The following is a 20,138-nucleotide window of genomic DNA, read 5'->3' as shown; positions in this document are numbered from 1 at the left end:
CCCGCCACCGCGCAGGGCGTCCGCCTGGCCGGCGACCCGGACGCGCTCGTGCGCACCGTCGCGGTGAGCGGCGGATCGGGCGACGGCCTCTTCGACGCGGTGCGCGCGGCCGGCGTGGACGCCTTCCTCACCGCCGACCTGCGCCACCACCCGGCCTCCGAGGCCACCCAGCACTCGCCGCTCGGCCTGGTCGATGCCGCACACTGGGCCACCGAGTGGCCGTGGTGCGAGCAGGCCGCCGCACAGCTCGAAGCGATTTCCGACCGCCTCGGATGGGACCTGAGGGTCCACGTCTCGAAGCAGGTCACCGACCCCTGGACCGCCCACCACTCTTCTGGAGCCCCCAACTGAACGCCGCGCCCGCCGACCAGATCCGACTTCTCGACGTCCAGGCGCTCGACCAGCGCCTCTCCCAGCTCGCGCACCGCCGCACGTCCCTGCCCGAGCACGCCGAGATCGAGTCGCTGACGGCCGACCTCGCCCAGCTCCGCGACCTGCTCGTCGCCTCGACCACCGAGGAGAGCGACACCGCCCGCGAGCAGACCAAGGCCGAGCAGGACGTCGACCAGGTCCGCCAGCGCGCCGCCCGCGACCAGCAGCGCCTGGACTCCGGCGCGGTCACCTCGCCGAAGGACCTGGAGAGCCTCCAGCGCGAGATCGCCTCGCTCGCCAAGCGCCAGGGCGACCTGGAGGACATCGTCTTGGAGGTCATGGAGCGCCGGGAGTCCGCGCAGGAGCGGGTCGCCGAGCTGACCGACCGGGTCGCCGCCGTGCAGGCCAAGGTGGACGACGCCACCGCCCGCCGCGACGCCGCGACCCAGGAGCTCGACACCGAGGCCGCCACGGTGACCAAGGAGCGCGAGGTCGTCGCCGGTTCGGTCCCCGCCGACCTGCTGAAGCTGTACGACAAGCTCCGCGCCCAGCAGGGCGGGGTGGGCGCCGCCCGCCTCTACCAGCGCCGCTGCGAGGGCTGCCGCCTGGAGCTCAACATCACCGAGATCAACGACGTGAAGGCCGCGTCCCCCGACACGGTGCTGCGCTGCGAGAACTGCCGCCGCATCCTGGTCCGCACCGCCGACTCGGGCCTGTAGTGAGCCTGCCGCGCCGGTTCGTGGTCGAGGCCGACGGCGGCTCCCGGGGCAACCCGGGCCCCGCCGGCTACGGCGCGGTCGTGATCGACCCGGACACCGGTGAGACGCTGGCCGAGACCGCCGAGTACATCGGCGTCGCGACCAACAACGTCGCCGAGTACAAGGGTCTCGTCGCCGGACTCCGCGCGGTGGGCGCGCTGCTCGCGGACGGCCCGGTGGGCACCGGGGTCCGGGTGAGCGTCCGGATGGACTCCAAGCTGGTCGTGGAGCAGATGTCGGGCCGCTGGAAGATCAAGCACCCGGACATGAAGCCGCTCGCGGCCGAGGCGGCGGCGGTCCTGCCCGGCGCGGACATCACGTACGAGTGGATCCCGCGCGAGCGCAACAGGCACGCCGACCGGCTGGCCAACGAGGCGATGGACGCGGGCCGGCGCGGCGACCGGTGGGAGCCCTCGGCGTCCACGGCCGCCCTGGACACCCCCCGCTCCCCGGAGGCCGCGGCGGGCCCGCCCCCCTCCGATCCCGTCACCCCCCAGGTGGGCTGGGGTTCGGCGCCCGACCTGGGCGCCCCCGCCACCCTCGTCCTGCTGCGGCACGGCGAGACGGCCCTCACCCCGCAGAAGCGGTTCTCCGGCAGCGGTGGCACCGACCCCGCGCTCTCCCCGGCGGGCCTGGAGCAGGCCGAGCGCGCTGCCACGGCGTTCGCGACGCGCTCCACCGTGCAGGAGGTCGTCAGCTCACCGCTGCGCCGCTGCCGCGAGACGGCCGGGGTGGTCGCGGCCCGGCTGGGCCTGGAGGTCCGGGTCGAGGACGGGCTGCGCGAGACGGACTTCGGGGCCTGGGAAGGGCTCACGTTCGGCGAGGTCGGGGAACGGTACGGGGACGACCTGGACGCCTGGCTCGCCTCCCCGGACGCCGCCCCCACGGGCGGCGGCGAGAGCTTCGCGGAGGTCGCCCGCCGCGTGGCGGCCACCCGGGACCGCCTCGTCACGCGTTACGCGGGCCGCACGGTCCTCGTCGTCACGCACGTCACCCCGATCAAGACCCTGGTCCGGCTGGCCCTGGGAGCACCCCCCGAGGCGCTGTTCCGGATGGAGCTGTCGGCGGCGTCGGTCTCGGCCGTCGCGTACTACGCCGACGGCAACGCCTCCGTACGCCTGTTGAACGACACGTCCCACCTGCGCTGAAGGCACCGGGACAGCACTCGGCCCCACCGGCGGGGGGAAGGCCGGTGGGGCCGAGGCGGTTCCGGCGGGTCGGGGGATTACCGGCCGGAACCCGGGTCACCCGGCATGCGGGCTACGTCCCCTACAAGGGTCGTGCCCCGAATACCGGGGAGCATGCGCGGTGATGTGCGACGGGTTTCCCCGCCGCCCCGCTCATCCCCTCAGCGCCGCCGCCTCGGCGGCCAGCCGCTCCACGCGCGCCCAGTCCCGGGCCGCGACCGCGTCCCCGGGAACCATCCAGCTCCCGCCCACGCAGCCGACGTTGGGCAGCGCCAGGTACGAGGGGGCGGAGGCGGCCGAGATCCCGCCCGTCGGGCAGAACCGGGCCTGGGGGAGCGGGGCGGAGAGGGCCTTCAGATAGGCCGTGCCGCCCGCCGCCTCGGCCGGGAAGAACTTCATCTCGGTCACCCCGCGCTCCAGCAGCGCGACCACCTCGGAGGTGGTCGAGACGCCCGGCAGGAACGGCAGCCCGGACCCCTTCATCGCGTCCAGCAGCGCGTCGGTCCAGCCGGGGCTCACCAGGAACCGGGCCCCCGCCGCCACGGTGTCGGCGACGTTGCGCGCCGAGATCACCGTGCCCGCCCCGACGACCGCGTCCGGGACCTCCGCCGCGATGGCCCGGATCGCGTCCAGGGCGGCGGCGGTGCGCAGGGTCACCTCGATCGCCGGAAGCCCGCCCGCGACGAGGGCCCGGGCGAGCGGCACCGCGTCGGCCGCGTCCTCCAGGACGACGACGGGCACGACGGGGGCGAGGTCCAGCACGGAGGAGGAGGTCATGCCCCCATCCTGCCCGTGTGCGCCACATGACGCAACGAGCGTTGTGCAGGGTGCAACGTGCGGTCAGTGGATCTCCGTCACGACCACGTCGAGCTGCCACGGGCGACCCGGCCGGGCGGGCGCCTCGGCCTCGACGGTGTACCCGAGATCCCGCAGAGCGGTCACCAGCTCGGCCGGGCCGGCCGGCCGCGCCCCCGCGCGCAGCAGATCCCGCACCATGCGGCCCTTGGTGGCCTTGTTGAAGTGGCTGACCACGGACCGCTTCTCCACCCCGTCCACGATCTGCGACTGCAGCACCCGCACGCTCGCCGTGCGCTCCGCGACCGCCCCCTTCGGCCGCCACGCCGCCGTGTACGCGGACGAGCGCAGGTCCAGCACGAGCCCGTCACCCGCCGCCTCCGGCATCACCTCCGCCATCGGCGCCCGCCAGAACGCCCCGAGGGCGCCGGGCCCCGGCAGCTTCACGCCCATCGAGCAGCGGTACGGCGGAATGCGGTCACCCACCCGCACGGCGCCCCACAGCCCCGAGAACACCAGCAGCGACTTCCCGGCGAGGCGGCGAGCGGCCGGGTCGAGCGAGTCCAGACCGAGGGCGTCGTACAGCACACCCGTGTACAGCTCCCCGGCCGGACGCGTCCCCGCCGTCCGCAGCTCCGCGTTCTTCGCGACCTCGCCCCGCAGCCCCTCGCTGAGCCCCAGCACCTCCCGCGCCTTCTCCTCGTCGGCCGCGCACAGCTCCACGAGCGCGTCCAGCACCTCGGCCCGCGCCCCCGCGAGACCGGGCAGCGACAACGACTCGGGCTTCAGGGGTGCCCCGCGCCCCGAGGCGGCCTTTCCTTCGGAGGGCGGCAACAGCACGAGCACGGCGGTTCTCCTTCGTACGTACGGGGAAGAGGCGCCGGCGGTGTGCGGACCGCACGGACGCCCCAGGTCAGCGTACGGGGACGGAAGGGGAGCACCGTAGGGGCGCGGAGCCCTCCGTCCGGAATGCCGTGGCCCGCGCTCCGCCCTACGCTCGGGACCATGCCCCGCCGCCACCTGCACATGACCGGCGCAGCCGAGACCCCGCTGCGGGCGGCCCTGCACGGCCTCCGCACCGAGCTGTCGCTCCCCGACGACTTCCCGCCCGACGTGCTCGCCGAGGCGGCGGACGCGGCGCGGAGCCCGGAGCTCGCCGGGCACGCGGACGCGACGGACATCCCGTTCCTCACCATCGACCCGCCCGCGTCCATGGACCTCGACCAGGCGATGCACCTGGAACGCCGCGCCCACGGCTACCGCGTGCACTACGCCATCGCGGACGTGGCCGCCTTCGTGCGCCCCGGCGGGGCGCTCGACGCCGAGGCGCACCGCCGGGTGACGACGCTCTACTTCCCGGACGGCAGGGTGCCGCTCCACCCGGAGGTCCTGTCCGAGGACGCCGCCAGCCTGCTGCCCGGCCGGGTCCGCCCCGCGGTCCTGTGGGAGATCGACCTGGACCCGGAGGGCGCGGCGGTCGCGACCCGGGTGCGCAGGGCACTCGTACGCAGCCGCGCCAAGCTGGACTACGCGGGCGTCCAGCGGCGGATCGACGCGGGCACCGCGGAGGAACCCCTCGCGCTGCTCCGGGACATCGGCACCCTCCGCGAGGAACAGGAGGTGGCCCGGGGCGGCATCTCGCTCAACGTGCCCGAGCAGGAGATCACCGAGCACGACGGCACGTACGGCCTGGGGTACCGCGCGCCGCTCCCCGCCGACGGCTGGAACGCCCAGGTCTCCCTGCTCACCGGCATGGCGGCGGCCCACCTGATGGCGGAGAGCGGTACCGGCATCCTGCGTACGCTGCCGGTCGCGCCCGACGGCGCGGTGGCCCGGCTGCGCCGCAGCGCCGAGGCCCTGCACATCGACTGGCCGCACCACGTCCCGTACGCCCAGGTCGTCCGCTCGCTCGACCCCGTCCGCGCCGACCACGCGGCGTTCCTGCAGGAGTGCACGACGCTGCTGCGCGGCGCGGGCTACACGGTTTTCGACGGCGACCTGCCGGACCCGGCCGTGCACGCGGCGGTGGCGGACCTCTACACGCACTGCACGGCGCCGCTGCGCCGCCTCGTGGACCGCTACGCCTCCGAGCTGTGCGTCGCGGCCTGCGAGGACCGGGAGCCGCCCGAGTGGGTGCTCGCCGCCCTGCCCGCGCTGCCCGAGGAGATGGCGGAGGGCACGCGGCGCGCCAACACGGCGGAGCGGGAGTCCGTGGACCTGGTCGAGGCGGCGCTGCTCAAGGACAAGGTGGGCGAGGTCTTCGACGGATACGTGGTGGACGTGAAGGAGAACGAACCGGCCATCGGGACCGTCCACATCGACGCCCCGGCGATCGTCGCCCGCGTCGAGGGCACCGCGCCCCTCCCCCTGGGCGAGCGCCTGCGGGTCCGGCTCGCCCAGGCCGCCCCGGGCACGGCGAAGGCCCTGTTCGTCCCGGCCTGACGGCGTCTCGTACGATCGCGAGTTCGGCCCCCGCGCCCCGCGCCCGTACGACGGAAGGACCGGCGTGACCGACCGCGCCCGCCAGCACCAGATCCTGGCCGCCGCCCGCACGCTCCTGGAGCAGGAGGGCCCGGAGGCGCTGACCATGCGCCGGCTCGCGGGCCTGCTGGGCATCACGGCCCCGTCCCTCTACAAGCACTTCCCGGACAAGTCCTCGGTGGTGGACGCGCTGGCCGACGCGATGCTGGCGGAGACCGCCGAGGCCCTGGAAGCGGCGGAGACGGCCGCCCCGGGCTCCTTCCCGGCCCTGGCCTCCGCCTACCGCGCCCACGCCCTGGCCCACCCCCATCTCTACCGCCTCACCACGTCCCGCCCCCACCCCCACGACCTGGAGGACCGGGCCGCCGCCCCGCTCTTCCGCGCCTTGGCCCCGGACGAGCCCCTGGCCCGCGCGGCCTGGGCCTTCGCCCACGGCATGGTCATGATGGAACTGAACAACCGCTTCCCCACCCCGGAGGCCGTCACCACGGCGTGGACGGCGGGCGTCACCGCGCTGGCATCGGGCCGCCTCTGACGCCATGACGCGGTCCTGTGCCACGATCGGGGGAAAACACTCCCATCTCACGGACGGCTGGTTCCGCGATGGCCCACTCTGGCGAACGACCGAGGAAGGGGCGTGACATGTGTGCCATGCCGCACGAACCGCTCTCGCAGGCCGACGTCCTGCTTGAGGGCTTCCTGGCGCTGGATACGCCGGAGGGCTTCCGGGCGGAGCTGATCGAGGGGGAGATCGTCGTGACACCGCCGCCGGACGGGGATCATGAGGACTGCATCAGTGTGATCTTGAAGCAGGTCGTCAGGCACGCGACGACCGATATGGACTTCTCCGGAAACAAGGGCCTGAAGCTGAGAAGCGGCGGAGCCTGTCCGAAGAACCACGCCATCCCCGATGGCACGTTCGCCCCGACGGCACTCCGGCTCTACCGGGGCGCGGACCCGTGGATGCCGTGCGAGGGGGTGGCGCTCGTCGTGGAGGTCACGGCGTCCAAGCCGGCCGCCGACCGGGAGGCCAAGCGGCACTGTTACGCGCGGGGTCCGATCCCGCTGTATCTGCTGGTGGACCGGGAGGAGTCCTCGGTCACGCTGTTCAGCGCCCCGGAGGGCGACGACTACCGCCAGCACTGCACCGTGCCCTTCGGGAAGCCGATCCGCCTGCCGTCCCCCTTCGACCTGGAGCTGAAGACGGAGGACTTCCTCTGAGCCACCCCTCCCGGCCGGGTAACATGAGCCCCACGGCAGACGAGCCGGGCGGACGGCCGCGTGAGGATCTCCGGATCCTCCCGAGGAACGTCCGGGCTCCACAGGGCAGGGTGATGGCTAACGGCCACCCGGGGTGACCCGCGGGACAGTGCCACAGAAAACAGACCGCCCGGGACTCCGGTCCCGGGTAAGGGTGAAACGGTGGTGTAAGAGACCACCAGCGCCTGGGGCGACCCAGGCGGCTAGGTAAACCCCACCCGGAGCAAGGTCAAGAGGGGCCGTCGCGAGGCGGCCCTGCGCGAACGCTTGAGGGCTGCCCGCCCGAGTTCGCGGGTAGACCGCACGAGGCCGGCAGCAATGCCGGTCCTAGATGGATGGCCGTCTCCCCGGCCGCCGCGAGGCGACCGGGCGACAGAACCCGGCGTACAGCCCGACTCGTCTGCCGCCACCTGCGGCTATACCTGCGAAAGGGCCTCCGACCTGCGTCGGAGGCCCTTTCCGTGCGTTCATGGGCTTGCTGCGTCAGGCAGCGAATCCCTCGTGAGGGGGGCTTTGCCGCGTTCGAGTCGTCAGGCCGTCCGTGATCCTCAGCCGGGTTCGGTGGCGGTGAGGACGAGGATGGCCCGGTCGTCGTCGATGCCGTGGTCGGCGGTGAAAGCGGACGCGGCCTGGGTGACGGCGTTGATCAGCTGCTGCGGGGTGGGCCTGTCCGGTGTGCTCGTCAAGGCATCGGCGAGGCGTTCGTCGCCGAAGAGTTCGTCGTCGTGCCGGCGTGCTTCGGTGATGCCGTCGGTGTAGAGCATCAGGCTCTCGTGCGGCTGCAGGTGCAGGCTGCGAGGCTCGAGGTGGAGCTCGGAACCGATGCCCAGCAGGGTTCCGGGCGCGTCGACGGCGCGGACGGTGTGGTGGGTGTCCAGGTGGAGGGGGAGGGTGTGGCCGGCGCGGACGAGCTCGATGTCCAGGCCCGTGGGGGTGGGGGTGAGCTCTCCGTAGACGAGGGTGACGAAGCCGGTGCCGTGTCCGGCGGGCCGGTTGATCAGGGCCTGGTTGACCGCTTTGACGACGGCCTCGGGGCCGGGGACGAGGGGGGCGACGGCGCGGGCGGTGTGGCGGACCAGGGCGGTGGTGGTGGCGGCGATGGCGCCGCGCCCGCACACGTCGCCGAGCATGAACGCCCACCGGTCTCCCTCCAGGGGGAAGACGTCGTAGAAGTCACCGCCGATGTCGAGCCCTTCGCCGGCCGGGTGGTAGTAGGTGGCCACTTCCGCCCCGGGAACGCGGGGCAGGTCGGGCAGGAGGAGCCCGGCCTGCAGGTCGCGGGCGAGAGCGGCGCGGTGGGTGTACTGCCGGGCGTTGCGCGCAGCCAGGGCAGCACGGGCGACGAGCTCCTCGGCCAGTGCGATGGTGTGCCCGTCGAAGACGTGTCCGCCGGTGGACAGCAGCGTCACCGTGCCGAAGGCGTTGCCGCGGTCGAGGAGCGGGACGCACAAGTAGCCGGTGACGCCGAGGTCCTGCCAGGGGGCGGAGCCGGTGGGGGCGCGACGGGCGACCTCGGTCACCCCGGAGGCCAGGACACGGCTGATGGGGTCGTCGGCGTCGTGGACGGGGGTGTGGGCGGCGAGCAGGTCCTGCTGGGTCCGGGTGACGGCGGTGGTTGCCACGCGGTGCACCCGGCCGCCCTCGATGACGTCGATCGCGCACAGGGGTGCCAGGCGCGGGGTGCAGGCGTCGGCCAGGCGTCTGAGCGTGTGCACGGCATCGAGGTCGGCGCTCAAGGTGGTGCTGGCGTTCAGGAGGAAGGCCAGGTCGTCGCGGGCTGCCTTCTCGCGGACCTCGGCAGCCCAGTACGCCTGTTCGGCCTGGTAGCGCTCGATGGCGAGGGCGGCGGTGTCGGCGAACATCTGGGCGACCGCGAGGTCGGCCTCCTGCGGCGAGCGGGGGACACGGTGGTACATCGCGAAGGTGCCCAGCAGTGACCCGTCGCCCGCCAGGATCGGGGTGGACCAGCAGGCGGCCAGACCGGCCCTCTCGGCAAGGTCGCGGTAATCGTCCCAGAAGGGGTCGGTGGCGATGTCGGTGACGAGCACGGGCCGGCGGCGGTGTGCGGCAGTGCCGCAGGAGCCCACGCCCTCGCCCGTGGCGATGCCGTCGATCGCCCGGTTGTAGAAGTCGGGCAGACTCGGTGCGGCGCCGTGGCGCAGATGACGGCCGTCGGAGTCCGCGAGCAGGACGGACACCAGCACTTCCTCGGGCGTCAGGTCCTCGATCGTGCGGGCCATGCCTTCGAGCACTTCGGAGAGAGGCGCCTGGCGGGCGATCTGCTCCAGTAGCGCGCGGTGCTCGGCCGTCAGCCGCTGCGCGTGTTTGACCTGGGTGGTTTCCACTCCGATCATGCGTACGCCGATGACGTTGCCGCCGACGTCCAGACGGGGCTCGTAGGTGAAGTCGAAGAATGCCTCACGGGCGTTCGCGCCTTCGCCCAGGACTACGCGGGCGTCCCGGCCGGTGTAGGTCTCGGCCGTGCGGTAGACCCTGTCCAGCAGGGTGATGAAACCCTGTTCGGCGAGCTCCGGCATCAGCTGTCCCAGCGGCACGCCGGTGCGGGTGCGTTCAAGCCCGCCGATCGCGGCGAAGAAGGCCGGGTTCGCCGTCTCCAGCATGTGGGCCGGGCCCGCCATGGAGGCGAAGACCGCCATGGACCGCCCGAACAGTGCCCGCAGGTCATGGTCCGTGCCCGAGGGAGTGGTACGTACCGCAGGTGCCTGGGCGGACGGGTACGCCCGCTGGTCCGGCACGCCCGTCATCCGTCGTGCTCCCCAACGGTCCATGCCGCGGCGTCGGCGCCGGCCGCGACAGTGCCGACAGCGCCCCGGGGCGTGTTCAGGGCGTCTTCGGTATCGGTGTTCAGGCAGAAGACCTGGTTCAGTCCGGTCAGCATGAAGAGGCGGTCGAGGAAGGCGGGCACCGCCGCCAGGCACAGAACCCTGCCCCGCGCGGACAGTTGGTTGTGCAGCTTCAGCAGTGCGCTGATGCCGGTGGAGTCGCAGTACGTGAGGCGGGCGCAGTCGACCACGACCGCCCCTGCTTCCTGCTCCCCGGTCAGTTCGCTCTCCTCGGCCTCGTACAGCTGCACCACGCTGTGGAAGTCGAGATCCCCGTGCAGAGCGAATACCACTCCCCGCGTGTCCCGCCTGACGTCTACCGTGAACATACTCGGCTTCCTCCGCCTAGGATTCTCGATGCCACCCAGGATAAAAGGCGCCCTCCGCCGAGTGGTATGCGGACTGGGTCGACTTCCATGCGACTCGGGTGATTTCATCAGCCCACACACCCATCAAACAAGACGAAAACGGGCGAATGACCCGCCTTTGTTCGCTTGAGGCTGCAACTCACCTCATGAGGCGCCTTGGCCGCCATGCGGCTCGGCCTGTTCCGGTGGCGTGGGGAGCCCGTCCGCCCCACGACGGAACGGCCGTGTCGTGAGGCGAACGGGCCGCCGCCCGAGGGAAGTCCTCAGTGGCGCGTGGTGAGGCCGGTCAGGCCGGAGATGGCCAGGACCGGAGCCAGGAGAGGGCCCGCGATGAGTTCGAGGCGGTCGGCGTGGGGGAACAAGATGCTCAGGCCGGCGCTGTCGAGGTATTCGCAGTCGGTCAGGTCCAGGACCAGGGGGCCCGGTGCGCTGGCGAGCGCGGCAGCCAGACTCTCCGTGTTGCTCATGTCGATCTCGCCGACCACGGTCAGCATGGCCGTTCCATCCGGCCGCCGGCCGGGAGTGAGGGTCAAGGGCGTAGTCATCAGGCGATCCTCGTGTGCATGTCGACGATGGTCCCGGTCGGGCTTTGAGTGACAGTGACCTGCTGCATCAGGGCCCGCATCAGCCCCATGCCTCGGCCGCGGTGTGCGTTGAGCTCGGGCTGCGGCACCTTCCACCGCCCGGTGTCCGCGATGGTCAGGCGCAGGTTGCCGACGGATGCCTCGGCACGGAAGTAGACGGTGTCGCCGGGAGCGTCGCGGTGGCCGTGTTCGATGGCATTGGCGCAGGCTTCGCCCGCTGCCACGAGGACGTTCTGCACGGTGCCCGGCGGCAGGTCGCACTGGTCGAGCCAGCCGCGCAGGGCCTTGCGGACGGGAGCGAGTTGTCCCGATTCCGCGGGGAAGGACATCTCCAGCGGGGCCGGGTGCCGGTAGAGCAGCAGGGCGACGTCGTCGTCGTAGCCGCCTGCGGGAGCCAAGTGCGCCATGACGTCGGTGGCGAGGTCGTCGACCGCGGTGTCCCGGCCGGCCTGGAGTGCCTCGCCCGCCTGGTCGATGCCCACGCTGAGGGGCCGGCGGCGACGTTCGACGAGCCCGTCGGTGTACAGCAGCAGGGTGGACCGGGCCGAGATGGTGCAGCTTCCCTCGGGGCGCGGGCTACCGGGACGGACGGCCAGCGGCAGCGAGCGCCCGTCCTCCAGAAGCCGGACGGTGCCGTCGGGCTGGACGAGGATGCCGGGCGGATGCCCGGCGCTGGAGTAGGTGAGCTGACCGGTTTCGGTATCGAGGACCCCGCAGAAGACAGTGGTGCACACCGCGCCGGGGACACCGGCGGCGAACTGGTCCAGGGCCATGAGCGCCTGGGACGGGCCGGCGTTCTGCAACAGCAGAGCGCGGCAGGCGCTGCGCAGCTGGCCCATGACGCTGGCGGCTTCCAGACCGCGGCCGACACAGTCGCCGACGACGATGCCGGTGCGGCCGTCGGGAAGAGCGATGGTGTCGTACCAGTCGCCGCCGACCTCCAGGGGCCGGGTGGCCGGCTCGTACCGCACGGCGAAGCCGTCGGGCAGACTGGAGGGGCCGAGAATGGCGCGCTGCAGCGCGATGGCGGTCTCGCGCTGCTGGTCGATCTGGTGTGCGCGGACCAGGCCCTGGGCGATGTGGCCGGCCAGGAGGGACAGCAGGAGCTGGTCCTCGCCGGTGAAGGGGCGCTGTTCGCCCAGGTCGATCCACAACACCAGGGCGCCTTCCGGGTGTTCCAGGACGACGTTGGCCTCGCCCTGGCCCGGAAAGGCGGTGAGCGCCGGCTGTTCACGCAGGTCGGTGAGCACCTGCCGGCGCTCGGCGGGCAGCTCCCGCCAGGTGACGGAGGTTTCGGTACAGGTGAGGGCGGGCTCGTCGCCGGAGCCGAAGAGCACGGCCGCAACGTGCCGGGCACGCCACAGCTTCTTCAGTTCCTCCAGGGAGCCTTCAATGGCGTCGGGCAGGCTGAGTGCCTGGGACAGACGTGTACTCAGGGCGGCCAGCGCGGTTTCGCGCTGGATGGCGAAGTGCTCGGCGCTCACGTCGCGGAAGGTTCCGACGATCACGGTGCGGTCGGTGTCGGGATCCTGGACCTGGTTGAACGTGGCCGTCACCCACAGGCGGTGCCCGTCGCGATGAGTGACGGGGATGGTGTAGCTGCCGCGCTCCTGGCCGGTCAGTGTGGCGAAGGCCTCGGCGACTTGACGGTGGGCCTCAGGGTCGGTGGCCGCCTCCGGCCACCAGGGGTGGATCGGCTGGTAGGGCAGGTCTTCGGGGCCGTAGCCGAGGATGGTGGTGAAAGAGGAGTTGATCTCGATGACCGCGCCGTCCTCGTCGCAGACGAAGAAGGCTTCCTGGAGCGAGTCGATCAGGGCGGTGCGCCAACGGGCGTGGTGGTTGCGCAGCCGGGCCAGCTTCACGTTGGCCTCGACCCGGGCGAGGAGTTCCGCCGCGGCGAACGGCTTGACGAGGTAGTCGTCCGCGCCTGCGCGCAGGCCCTCGATGGATGCCTCCTGCCCGGCGCGGGCGGACAGGAGGATCACCGGCACCGAGGCGGTGCTCTGGTTCGCGCGCAACGCGCTGACCAGGTCCAGGCCGTTCATCCGGGGCATCATGACGTCGCTGACCACGAGGTCGGGAACGTCGGCCCGGATGGTGTCGAGTGCCTGCTGTCCGTCGTTGACCGCGTGGACCTGGTAACCGGCGCCGTGCAGGAGCCGGGTCAGGTACTCGCGCATGTCGGCGTTGTCGTCGGCGATCAGAACGCGCGCCGGGGCCGGCAGACGGCTCGCCTGCGTCTCGTCGTCGGCAGGGGACACGCTCTGCGGTTCACCGGCCGCCACGCCGGCCTGCTCGACCGGCAGCCAGCGCAGGGCTTCCTGTACGAACGGGTCGGCGGTGGCGGGGAAGGCGTCGGCGCCCGTCTTCGTCCGCACGGCCTCGGCGGGCAGGTGGGCGGAACCGAAGGGCAGCCGGATGGTGAAGTGGGTGCCCTCCCCCTGGGTGGAGGAGGCGGTGATGGAACCGCCGTGCAGGCTGACCAGTTCCTTCACCAGGGCCAGGCCGATCCCGCTGCCCTCGTTGGAGCGGGAGCGGGCGTTCTCGATGCGGTGGAACCGTTCGAACAGCCGCGGCATCTCCTCGGCCGCCACTCCGATCCCGGTGTCCGCGACCGTCACCACGGCCTCGCCGTCCTCGACGCCCACACGTACGCGGATCGAGCCGTCGAAGGTGAACTTCAGCGCGTTGCTCAGCAGGTTGAGGATCACCTTCTCCCACATGCCGCGGTCGACGTACACCTCCTCGGGCAGGGGCTCGCACTCGACGCGGAAGTCCAGGCCGGCGTGCTCGACGGCGGAGCGGAAGACACTCGCCAGCGCACCGGTCACCGTGGCCAGGTCGACCGGTTCGTAGCTCGCCTGCATCCGGCCCGCCTCAATGCGGGAGAAATCCAGGAGCATGTTGACGAGCTTGCCCAGCCGCAGCCCGTTGCGGTGGATGGCCTCCAGTTCCTCGCGCACGCGCGGCTCCGTGTCGGAGAGCTGCTGCCGCAGTTCCTGGACCGGTCCCATGATCAGGGTCAAAGGGGTGCGGAACTCGTGGCTGATGTTGGAGAAGAACGTGGTCTTGGCCCGGTCCAGTTCCGCGAGCTCCTCGGCGCGGCGCTGCTGCGCCTGGTAGCTGCGGGCGCTGGCGACCCCGTTGGCCACGTGGCCGGCGACCAGCTCGACGAAGCCCCGGTAGCCCTCGTCCAGCGCGCGGTAACGGTTCAGGCCCGCCACCATGAACCCGTACGGGTCTCCGCCCTGCTGGAGCAGGGGAACGACAAGGGCGTGGGCGGGCGACTCCTCCCACGCCCCGGGGGGCAGGCCGGTGAGCGGCTCGGCGTCGAGGGACACCAGCGAGGACTCGCCGCGGGCCGCGGCATCGGCCGGCCATGACGAAGGGGAGCCCGCGGGAAGGATCTCCGCAGCCGCCGGATGTGCGGACACCGGTCCGGTGGCCGAGGCGAGACGGGCGCTGCCGTCCTCCTGGAAGAGATAGGTCAGCGTGAAGGGGAGGTCGTACGCGTTGTGGCTGAGCTGCTCGGCGACGAAGTCGAGCATCTCCAGCTCGGTACGCACCACGCTGGGATCCGAACCCAGGTCGCGCAGAGTCGTCATCCGGCGCTCGCCGATGACCCGCTCCGTGTCCTCGCTGACCACACACAGCATGCCCACCACGGCGCCGTCGTCATCGCGCAGAGGACTGTAGGAGAAGGTGTGGTAGCTCTCCTCGAGGTAACCGGAGCGCTCCAGGAACAGCAGCAGCCCTTCGTCCCAGGTCGCCTCGCCACTGGTGAGGACGGTGTCGATGCGCGGACCGATGTCGTCCCAGATCTCCGACCACACCACGCTGGAGGGCCGGCCCAGCGCCCAGGGGTACTTCTGGCCCAGCGTGTCCCGGCGGTATGCCTCGTTGCAGAAGAACGTCAGCTCGGGCCCCCAGGCCATCCACATGGCGAACTTCGACGAGAGCAGGATGCTCACGGCCGTCCGCAGGCTCTGTGGCCAGTCCTGCGGTTCTCCCAGCGGCGTCGCCGACCAGTCGACTCGGGCCAGTTCCTGGCCGATCTTCCTGTCAGCGGTGAACACTTCGTCCATGGCCGCCGACGGGATGGCGAGTCCACCGTCCTCCGAGCGCGTCACAGCAGACACCCTTCCACTTGCTTCAGCCCCTTACGTACGAAGCACCGCCCGAGACCGCTTCATGGTGTCGCAGAAGAGGAAACGCCCCGGACCCGGTACCCCGCAGAAATCGTCGAGCACGTTCACGCCGCTCGAAGACCCACCGGCGTGCTCCGTAGGATAGAACGACCGCGTTGAGGGGGTGCGGCCCGGCCCTGAAGGGGCGCGGACCCCGGCGTACGGCCCGACTCGTCTGCCGCCACTCGTGGCGTTTCCCGGCTCAGCCCGTCCCGAGCAGGGCCGCGGCGGCCGACCGGGCATGCCCGGCCGGGGCCGGGTCGCCGGTGATGCCCGCCGTCACGATCGCGCCCTCGGTCGGCAGGAAGACGGGGTCGGCCACGGGTGCGCCGGTGGCATCGACCCGGGCGGCGATCTGGGCCCTGAAGGCTTTCCCGTGCTCCCGGACTTCGGCGAGCACCGCCGGTGAGGCCGCGCCGAGCTCGCCGCACTCCGTGCTGCGCGTCATCGAGGGCGCGGGGCACCTCCCGGGCGTCGAGCAGCCGGAACGCTTCAACCGGGAGCTGCCGGACTTCCTGCGAGACCGCTTCCTCGATCCGGCCTGATCCGGCCTGATCCGGACGACGGGTGCCCCGGACCACGGGCGAGCCCCCCGCCGGTGACCGGCGGGGGGCTCGCGTCGGGCGGGGCTGTTCAGCAGGCGCCCTGGTCCTTCCAGACGCCCCATTCACCAGTGGTGCCGGGGGCCTCGTTCTGGGTCCACCACTGGGCCTTGTACGTGTGGCCGTTGTACGAGACCACGTTGCCCGTGTTGTAGACCGTTCCGGCCACGTACGCCGGGGCCGAGCCGCAGCCGCCGGCGGGCGGGTCCGTGGGGCCGGTGGTGGGCGGGGTGGTCGGGTCGGTGGTCGGCGGGGTGGTGGGCTCGGTGGTGGTGCCGCCGAGCGCGGTGTTGATCTGGTTCAGCAGGGTCGTCTTCTCGTCCAGGCCGAGGAGGGAGTACATCATCGCGCCGCCCAGACCGCGCTGCTTGGCGTAGTCGGCCCTGGCCTGGATGGACTTCTGGTCCAGGCCCGTGAAGAACTCGCCGTCCTTGTAGAAGTAGGACGCCTTGGCCTTGTCGTCCCAGTAGGTGGTCGCCGGGTTGTCGACGATGCCGCCGAGCTCCTTGTAGTGCGCGATGCCGGCCTGCTGGCTCAGCGGGCGGGGGGAGGAGCCGCCGGTCGCGGACTGGGTCAGGCCGTGGGTGGTCCCCTCCGGGACGCCCTTCCAGCCGCGGTAGTAGAGCTCGTAGCCCAGGGTCAGCTTGTTCGCGGGGAAGCCGCCCGCGATCCCGTAGGCCGGCTTGCCGTCGAGCCAGGAGTCGACCGCGTTGTCGATCGAGTACTTCTCGGTGCCGGGCGCGACCGGGTCGGACGGGTCGTCGGAGCCCGAGTAGAGCGGGGACTGGTGGTACGTCGGCCCGTCGCCGTCCCAGGCGCCGTGCATGTCGTACGTCATCAGGTTCGCGTAGTCGAGGTACTGGCCGATCTTGTCGGTCTCGATGTTCGCGATCTTGTCCTGACCGGCCCCGAAGGCCGCGGTCAGCAGGTACTTCCTGCCGCCGTTGGCGGCGCCGTACGCGTCGAGCTGCTTACGGAACTCGGCCAGCAGCAGAGTGAAGTTCCGCTTGTCCTCGGGGGCGTAGTGGTTGCCCAGGTGGCCGCCCGCCGAGGCGGGGTACTCCCAGTCGATGTCGATGCCGTCGAAGATGCCGGCCGCCGTGCCGGGGCCGCCGAAGCCGCCCTCCACGGGCAGGTTGCCCTTGATGTACTGGTCGATGCAGGACGAGACCAGCTTCTTGCGGCTCGCGTCCGTCTTCGCCGCGTCGCTGAAGTACTTGGAGTACGTCCAGCCGCCCAGCGAGATGTTGATCTTCAGGTGGGGATACTTCGCCTTCAGTTCCTTGAACTGGTTGAAGACGCCGACGATCGGCTGGTTCCACGTGTCGGCGACGCCGTCGACGCTGTCCGCCGCGCTGAAGGACTTCTGGTAGTCGGCGTACGAGTCGCCCGCACCGTCACCCGCGTTGGGGTTGTTGTCGTCGCCCGCCGCCTTGTTGGCCTCGAAGCACGTGAGGTCGGTCGGGTGGATGTTGCCGAAGGAGTAGTTGATGATGTCCAGTTTGCCCGCGATGCCCCGGGTGTCGAGCTGCTTCGGGTAGAAGGCGTTGCCGTAGACGCTCCACTGGTCGTAGTACGCGATGCGCACGCCGCCCGACGAAGCGGAAGCCGGAGCGTCGGCCGCCTGCGCGGAGCCGATGCCTACGGTCGCGGCGAGGCCGCCGGTGGCGAGGGCCGTGCTCAGGAGCGCGGCGATCAATGTCTTACGGGGGTGCACGTGCGGCCTCCAGCGGGGGGAGCGGGTGGAGCTGTGGATGGGCTGGAGCAGTGATAACCGGCCCGTGACCTGCGCGTCAACGATTCCAACGAGATTAGGACTAGACCAATTTGATGGTGTGTGAGGTGCCTGGGCTGCGTCGTCGCGCCGTGCGGCGACCGGTCGGTGCCGGTGACCAGCGGCTTAAGGATCACTTAAAAGTGACGCCGCGAGAGCTTCGGTAGCGAACCACTCGACACTGAAAAGTGGAGGCGCGAACCGACCTGGCTCACCCCCTTGACCGGGTCTCCTTCGCCATTAAGGTCTAGTCCTGCAGGGGCTCAAGAGCTGCAGTGGAGGCAACGCGGCGTTCGCCGAGCTGGACGACGACGCCAAGGGCTGGCAGGTCACCCCGGTCGGCCGGAAGTTCACCTTCACCTGGCACCACACGGCCCGCCACGCCACCGAGAACTGGCAGTACTTCATCGGCGACCAGAAGATCGCCGAGTTCGCCGGCAACCACGCGCAGCCGCCCGCCGACGTGAGCCAGGAGGTGGACTTCGGCAGCTTCACCGGCCGCCAGAAGGTGCTCGCCGTCTGGAACGTCGCCGACACGGCCAACGCCTTCTACGCGTGCGTCGACGTCAACATCGGCGGCACCGGCACCGGTGGCGGCGACAACGGCGGCACCCCCGGCGGCGGTGACGGCGACGGCGGGACCGGCGAGCCGGGCGCCTGTTCCGTGCCGCTGTGGAGCACCGAGGCCGTCTACTCCGGGGGCGACACCGTCTCGTACGACGGGCACACCTGGCGCGCGAAGTGGTGGGTCCAGGGCGACAAGCCCGGCACCACCGGTGACTGGGGCGTCTGGGAGGACCTCGGGGCCTGCGCCTGACCGCACGACCGGCCCGGCGGGGGGAGCGACACCTCGACGGCCCCCCCCGCCGGGCCGCCGCCCGCAGCTCCGGCATGCCCGCGACGACGACGTGTTCCGCCGCGCCCCGCTCGAAGAGGGCGGCGGCGACCTGGGTGACGGCCTGGCGCGAGGTGCGCTCGCTCCTGCCCATGAGGACGTCGCCGTTGCCGACCGGCAGTGATGTCGCCGCCCTCGCACGTGGCCTGGCCCCACCTTCTGGTACTCGTGTGCCCCGCTGCCGGGCCGGTGTGCCCGGATCGGGGCGCGGCTTGACCTTCCCCTTACGTCAGGCTCGATGATCGGTTGCGAGGAAGGGGCGGGTGGATGACGTATTCCGTCGGGCAGGTGGCGGCCTTCGCCGGAGTGACGGTGCGCACGCTGCACCACTACGACAAGGCGGGGCTGCTCTCGCCCAGCGCGCGCAGCCGGGCCGGCTACCGGCTCTACGGCGAGGAGGACCTGGTCCGGCTCCAGCAGATCCTCTTCTACCGCGAACTGGGCTTCCCGCTGGACGAGATCGCCGAGATCTTCAGGAACCCGCAGGCCGACGCCCTGGATCACCTGCGGGCCCGGCAGGAGCAGTTGGAGGCGGAGATCGCCAGGCTGCGGCGGCTCTCCGAGGTGGCCCAGCGGGCGATCGAAGTGCAGCGGACCGGGGTCCCGCTGACCCCCCGGGAGCGCTTCGAGGTGTTCGGCGAGATCACCGCCGACCTGAGCTACGCCACCGAGGCGGCGCTCAAGTGGGCGGACTCGCCGGGGCAGCGCGAGTCGATGGCCCGGGCCGCCGCGCACACCAAGGAGGACTGGCGGCAGCTCATGGGCGAGGCCACGGCCTGGCGCGCCGAGCTGCTGGCGGCCTTCGACGACGGCGAGCCGAGCGACGGTGACCGGGTCATGGACCTCGCAGAGGAGCACCGGCTGCACATCTCCCGCTGGTTCACCGCCTGCCCGCCCGACATGCACCGGCGTATCGCGGACGACTTCGCGGCCGATCCGCGCGCCTTCGCCCTGGTCGTACCGCCGTCCCGGCAGCGCCCCGGCCTGGCCGCCTATCTGTGCAAGGCCGTGCACGCCAACGCGGCCCGCCGCACGGACGGCGGGGAGGGCCGATGGGCCGGGGAGACCGATGAGATCGAGGAGAACCGATGAGGATACTGATCGCCGCAGCCGGATCGCGCGGTGACGTCGCCCCCTACACGGGCCTGGGCGCCGCACTCCGCGCCGCCGGCCACGACGTCGCCCTCGCCACCACGGACAGCTTCGCGCCCCTGGTCCGCGCCGCCGGACTGGATTTCCGCGCCCTGCCGGGCAACCCGGCGCAGGGCGGCGGCGGGAGCGGCGACAGGCGGGAACTCATGCGGGCCGCCGCCGCGTTCATCACGGACCTGGGCCAGGGGTTCGCCGACGCGATGACCGGCGGCACGGATCTGCTGCTGCTCTCGACCACGACCGCCCCCCTCGGCTGGCACCTCACCGAGGCCACGGGCACCCCGGGCATCGGCGTGTACCTCCAGCCCACCGCGCCGACCGGCGACTTCCCGCCCGTCGTCACGGGCACCCGCTCCCTGGGCCGCCCCGGCAACCGCCTGGCCGGGCGCTTCGCGCTGCGCATGACCGACCGGCTGTACGCCCCGGCGGTGACCGCGCTCCGCGAACGGCTCGGGCTGCCCCCGGCCAAGCCCTCCGACACGCGCCGCCGCCGGGAGCGCGCCGACTGGCCCGTCCTGCACGGTTTCAGCACCGCCCTGGTGCCCCGGCCCGCCGACTGGCGCCCCGGCCTGCACGTCGTCGGCAACTGGTGGCCCCACCACGACCCGGACGAGCAACTGCCCTCCGCGCTGGCGGACTTCCTGAGCGCCGGGCCTCCGCCCGTTCTCGTCGGCTTCGGCAGCATGGCGGCCGGCGAGGGGGACCGGCTCGGCGAGCTCGCCGTGCGGGCCCTGCGCCGCGCCAGGCTGCGCGGCATCCTCCAGTCCGGCAGCGCCGGGCTCGCCGCCGAGGGCGACGACGTCCTCACCGTCGGGGACGTCCCGCACGCCCTGCTGTTCCCGCGCCTGGCCGCCGTGGTCCACCACGCGGGGGCCGGCAC

General features: G+C 72.1%; 16 protein-coding genes, 1 other RNA gene and 2 pseudogenes. 10 read left to right on the top strand and 9 right to left on the bottom strand.

Going from position 1 to position 20,138, the window contains the following annotated elements; translation table 11 throughout:
• From G3I41_RS11835 to G3I41_RS11825, 3 genes are all read left to right on the top strand, one after another.
• Positions 1–351: Nif3-like dinuclear metal center hexameric protein (locus G3I41_RS11835; RefSeq protein WP_203600783.1), on the top strand; the 351-nt coding region annotated here is incomplete at its 5' end.
• Positions 348–1,091, top strand: a complete 744-nt coding sequence (locus G3I41_RS11830) for a C4-type zinc ribbon domain-containing protein (RefSeq protein WP_203600794.1) — start codon at positions 348–350, stop codon at positions 1,089–1,091. The genes G3I41_RS11835 and G3I41_RS11830, both read left to right, overlap by 4 nt.
• Positions 1,091–2,278, top strand: coding sequence for a bifunctional RNase H/acid phosphatase (locus G3I41_RS11825; RefSeq protein WP_164400158.1), 1,188 nt, complete (start codon positions 1,091–1,093; stop codon positions 2,276–2,278). The genes G3I41_RS11830 and G3I41_RS11825 overlap by 1 nt, the downstream gene beginning before the upstream one ends.
• Before the next feature lie 192 nt (positions 2,279–2,470).
• On the opposite strand, the gene eda is transcribed toward G3I41_RS11825, so the two are convergent.
• Both eda and yaaA read right to left on the bottom strand, forming a co-directional pair.
• Positions 2,471–3,094, bottom strand: a complete 624-nt coding sequence (eda, locus tag G3I41_RS11820) for a bifunctional 4-hydroxy-2-oxoglutarate aldolase/2-dehydro-3-deoxy-phosphogluconate aldolase (RefSeq protein WP_164400157.1) — start codon at positions 3,092–3,094, stop codon at positions 2,471–2,473.
• 63 nt (positions 3,095–3,157) lie between these two features.
• A complete protein-coding gene (gene yaaA / locus G3I41_RS11815) occupies positions 3,158–3,958 on the bottom strand; it encodes a peroxide stress protein YaaA (RefSeq protein WP_164400156.1) in 801 nt (266 codons plus the stop codon).
• Positions 3,959–4,138: 180 nt separating this feature from the next.
• Here yaaA and G3I41_RS11810 point away from each other — a divergent pair, with 180 nt between their 5' ends.
• The 4 genes from G3I41_RS11810 to rnpB all read left to right on the top strand — a co-directional run bounded on the left by G3I41_RS11810 (position 4,139) and on the right by rnpB (position 7,256).
• Positions 4,139–5,554, top strand: a complete 1,416-nt coding sequence (locus G3I41_RS11810) for an RNB domain-containing ribonuclease (protein WP_164400162.1) — start codon at positions 4,139–4,141, stop codon at positions 5,552–5,554.
• A gap of 64 nt (positions 5,555–5,618) precedes the next feature.
• A complete protein-coding gene (locus G3I41_RS11805) occupies positions 5,619–6,128 on the top strand; it encodes a TetR/AcrR family transcriptional regulator (RefSeq protein ID WP_164400155.1) in 510 nt (169 codons plus the stop codon).
• A 116-nt stretch (positions 6,129–6,244) separates the two neighbouring features.
• Complete coding sequence (locus tag G3I41_RS11800; RefSeq protein WP_164400154.1) at positions 6,245–6,814, top strand: Uma2 family endonuclease; 570 nt, start codon at positions 6,245–6,247, stop codon at positions 6,812–6,814.
• 40 nt (positions 6,815–6,854) lie between these two features.
• Positions 6,855–7,256: RNase P RNA component class A (gene rnpB / locus G3I41_RS11795), an RNA gene on the top strand.
• Positions 7,257–7,401: 145 nt separating this feature from the next.
• Here the strand turns inward: rnpB and G3I41_RS11790 are convergent.
• The 6 genes from G3I41_RS11790 to G3I41_RS11760 form a co-directional block, all read right to left on the bottom strand.
• On the bottom strand, positions 7,402–9,618 hold the full coding sequence (locus tag G3I41_RS11790; RefSeq protein WP_239081590.1) for a SpoIIE family protein phosphatase: 2,217 nt from the start codon (positions 9,616–9,618) through the stop codon (positions 7,402–7,404).
• Complete coding sequence (locus G3I41_RS11785) at positions 9,615–10,025, bottom strand: STAS domain-containing protein (RefSeq protein ID WP_164400153.1); 411 nt, start codon at positions 10,023–10,025, stop codon at positions 9,615–9,617. The genes G3I41_RS11790 and G3I41_RS11785 overlap by 4 nt, the downstream gene beginning before the upstream one ends.
• A gap of 302 nt (positions 10,026–10,327) precedes the next feature.
• Positions 10,328–10,609 carry an STAS domain-containing protein gene (locus G3I41_RS11780; protein WP_164400152.1) on the bottom strand — a complete coding sequence of 94 codons (282 nt, stop codon included), beginning with the start codon at positions 10,607–10,609 and terminating at the stop codon, positions 10,328–10,330.
• Entirely contained in the window at positions 10,609–14,733 is a 4,125-nt protein-coding gene (locus G3I41_RS11775; protein WP_164400160.1) for a SpoIIE family protein phosphatase, read from the bottom strand. Before G3I41_RS11775 ends, G3I41_RS11780 begins: the two co-directional genes overlap by 1 nt.
• A 304-nt stretch (positions 14,734–15,037) precedes the next feature.
• Positions 15,038–15,283, bottom strand: coding sequence for a hypothetical protein (locus tag G3I41_RS11770; RefSeq protein WP_203600796.1), 246 nt, complete (start codon positions 15,281–15,283; stop codon positions 15,038–15,040).
• 185 nt (positions 15,284–15,468) lie between these two features.
• The gene (locus G3I41_RS11760; protein WP_164400151.1) at positions 15,469–17,154 is read right to left on the bottom strand and encodes a glycosyl hydrolase family 18 protein; all 1,686 of its coding nucleotides are present in this window, start codon (positions 17,152–17,154) and stop codon (positions 15,469–15,471) included.
• A gap of 313 nt (positions 17,155–17,467) precedes the next feature.
• On the opposite strand from G3I41_RS11760, the pseudogene G3I41_RS11755 reads away from it, so the two are divergent.
• Positions 17,468–18,028: pseudogene (locus G3I41_RS11755) on the top strand (lytic polysaccharide monooxygenase); the annotation flags it as partial.
• A gap of 55 nt (positions 18,029–18,083) precedes the next feature.
• Here the strand turns inward: G3I41_RS11755 and G3I41_RS11750 are convergent.
• A pseudogene (locus G3I41_RS11750) lies at positions 18,084–18,267 on the bottom strand (arginine deiminase family protein); the annotation flags it as partial.
• A 106-nt stretch (positions 18,268–18,373) separates the two neighbouring features.
• On the opposite strand from G3I41_RS11750, the gene G3I41_RS11745 reads away from it, so the two are divergent.
• Both G3I41_RS11745 and G3I41_RS11740 read left to right on the top strand, forming a co-directional pair.
• Entirely contained in the window at positions 18,374–19,198 is an 825-nt protein-coding gene (locus tag G3I41_RS11745; protein WP_164400150.1) for a MerR family transcriptional regulator, read from the top strand.
• Positions 19,195–20,138, top strand: a 944-nt coding sequence (locus tag G3I41_RS11740) for a glycosyltransferase (RefSeq protein WP_164400149.1), incomplete at its 3' end; no start/stop codon positions are given. The genes G3I41_RS11745 and G3I41_RS11740, both read left to right, overlap by 4 nt.

The sequence above is a fragment of the Streptomyces sp. SID9727 genome (genome assembly GCF_010550605.1).
Lineage (GTDB): Bacteria > Actinomycetota > Actinomycetes > Streptomycetales > Streptomycetaceae > Streptomyces.
This window is presented reverse-complemented; position numbering and strand designations above follow the sequence as displayed.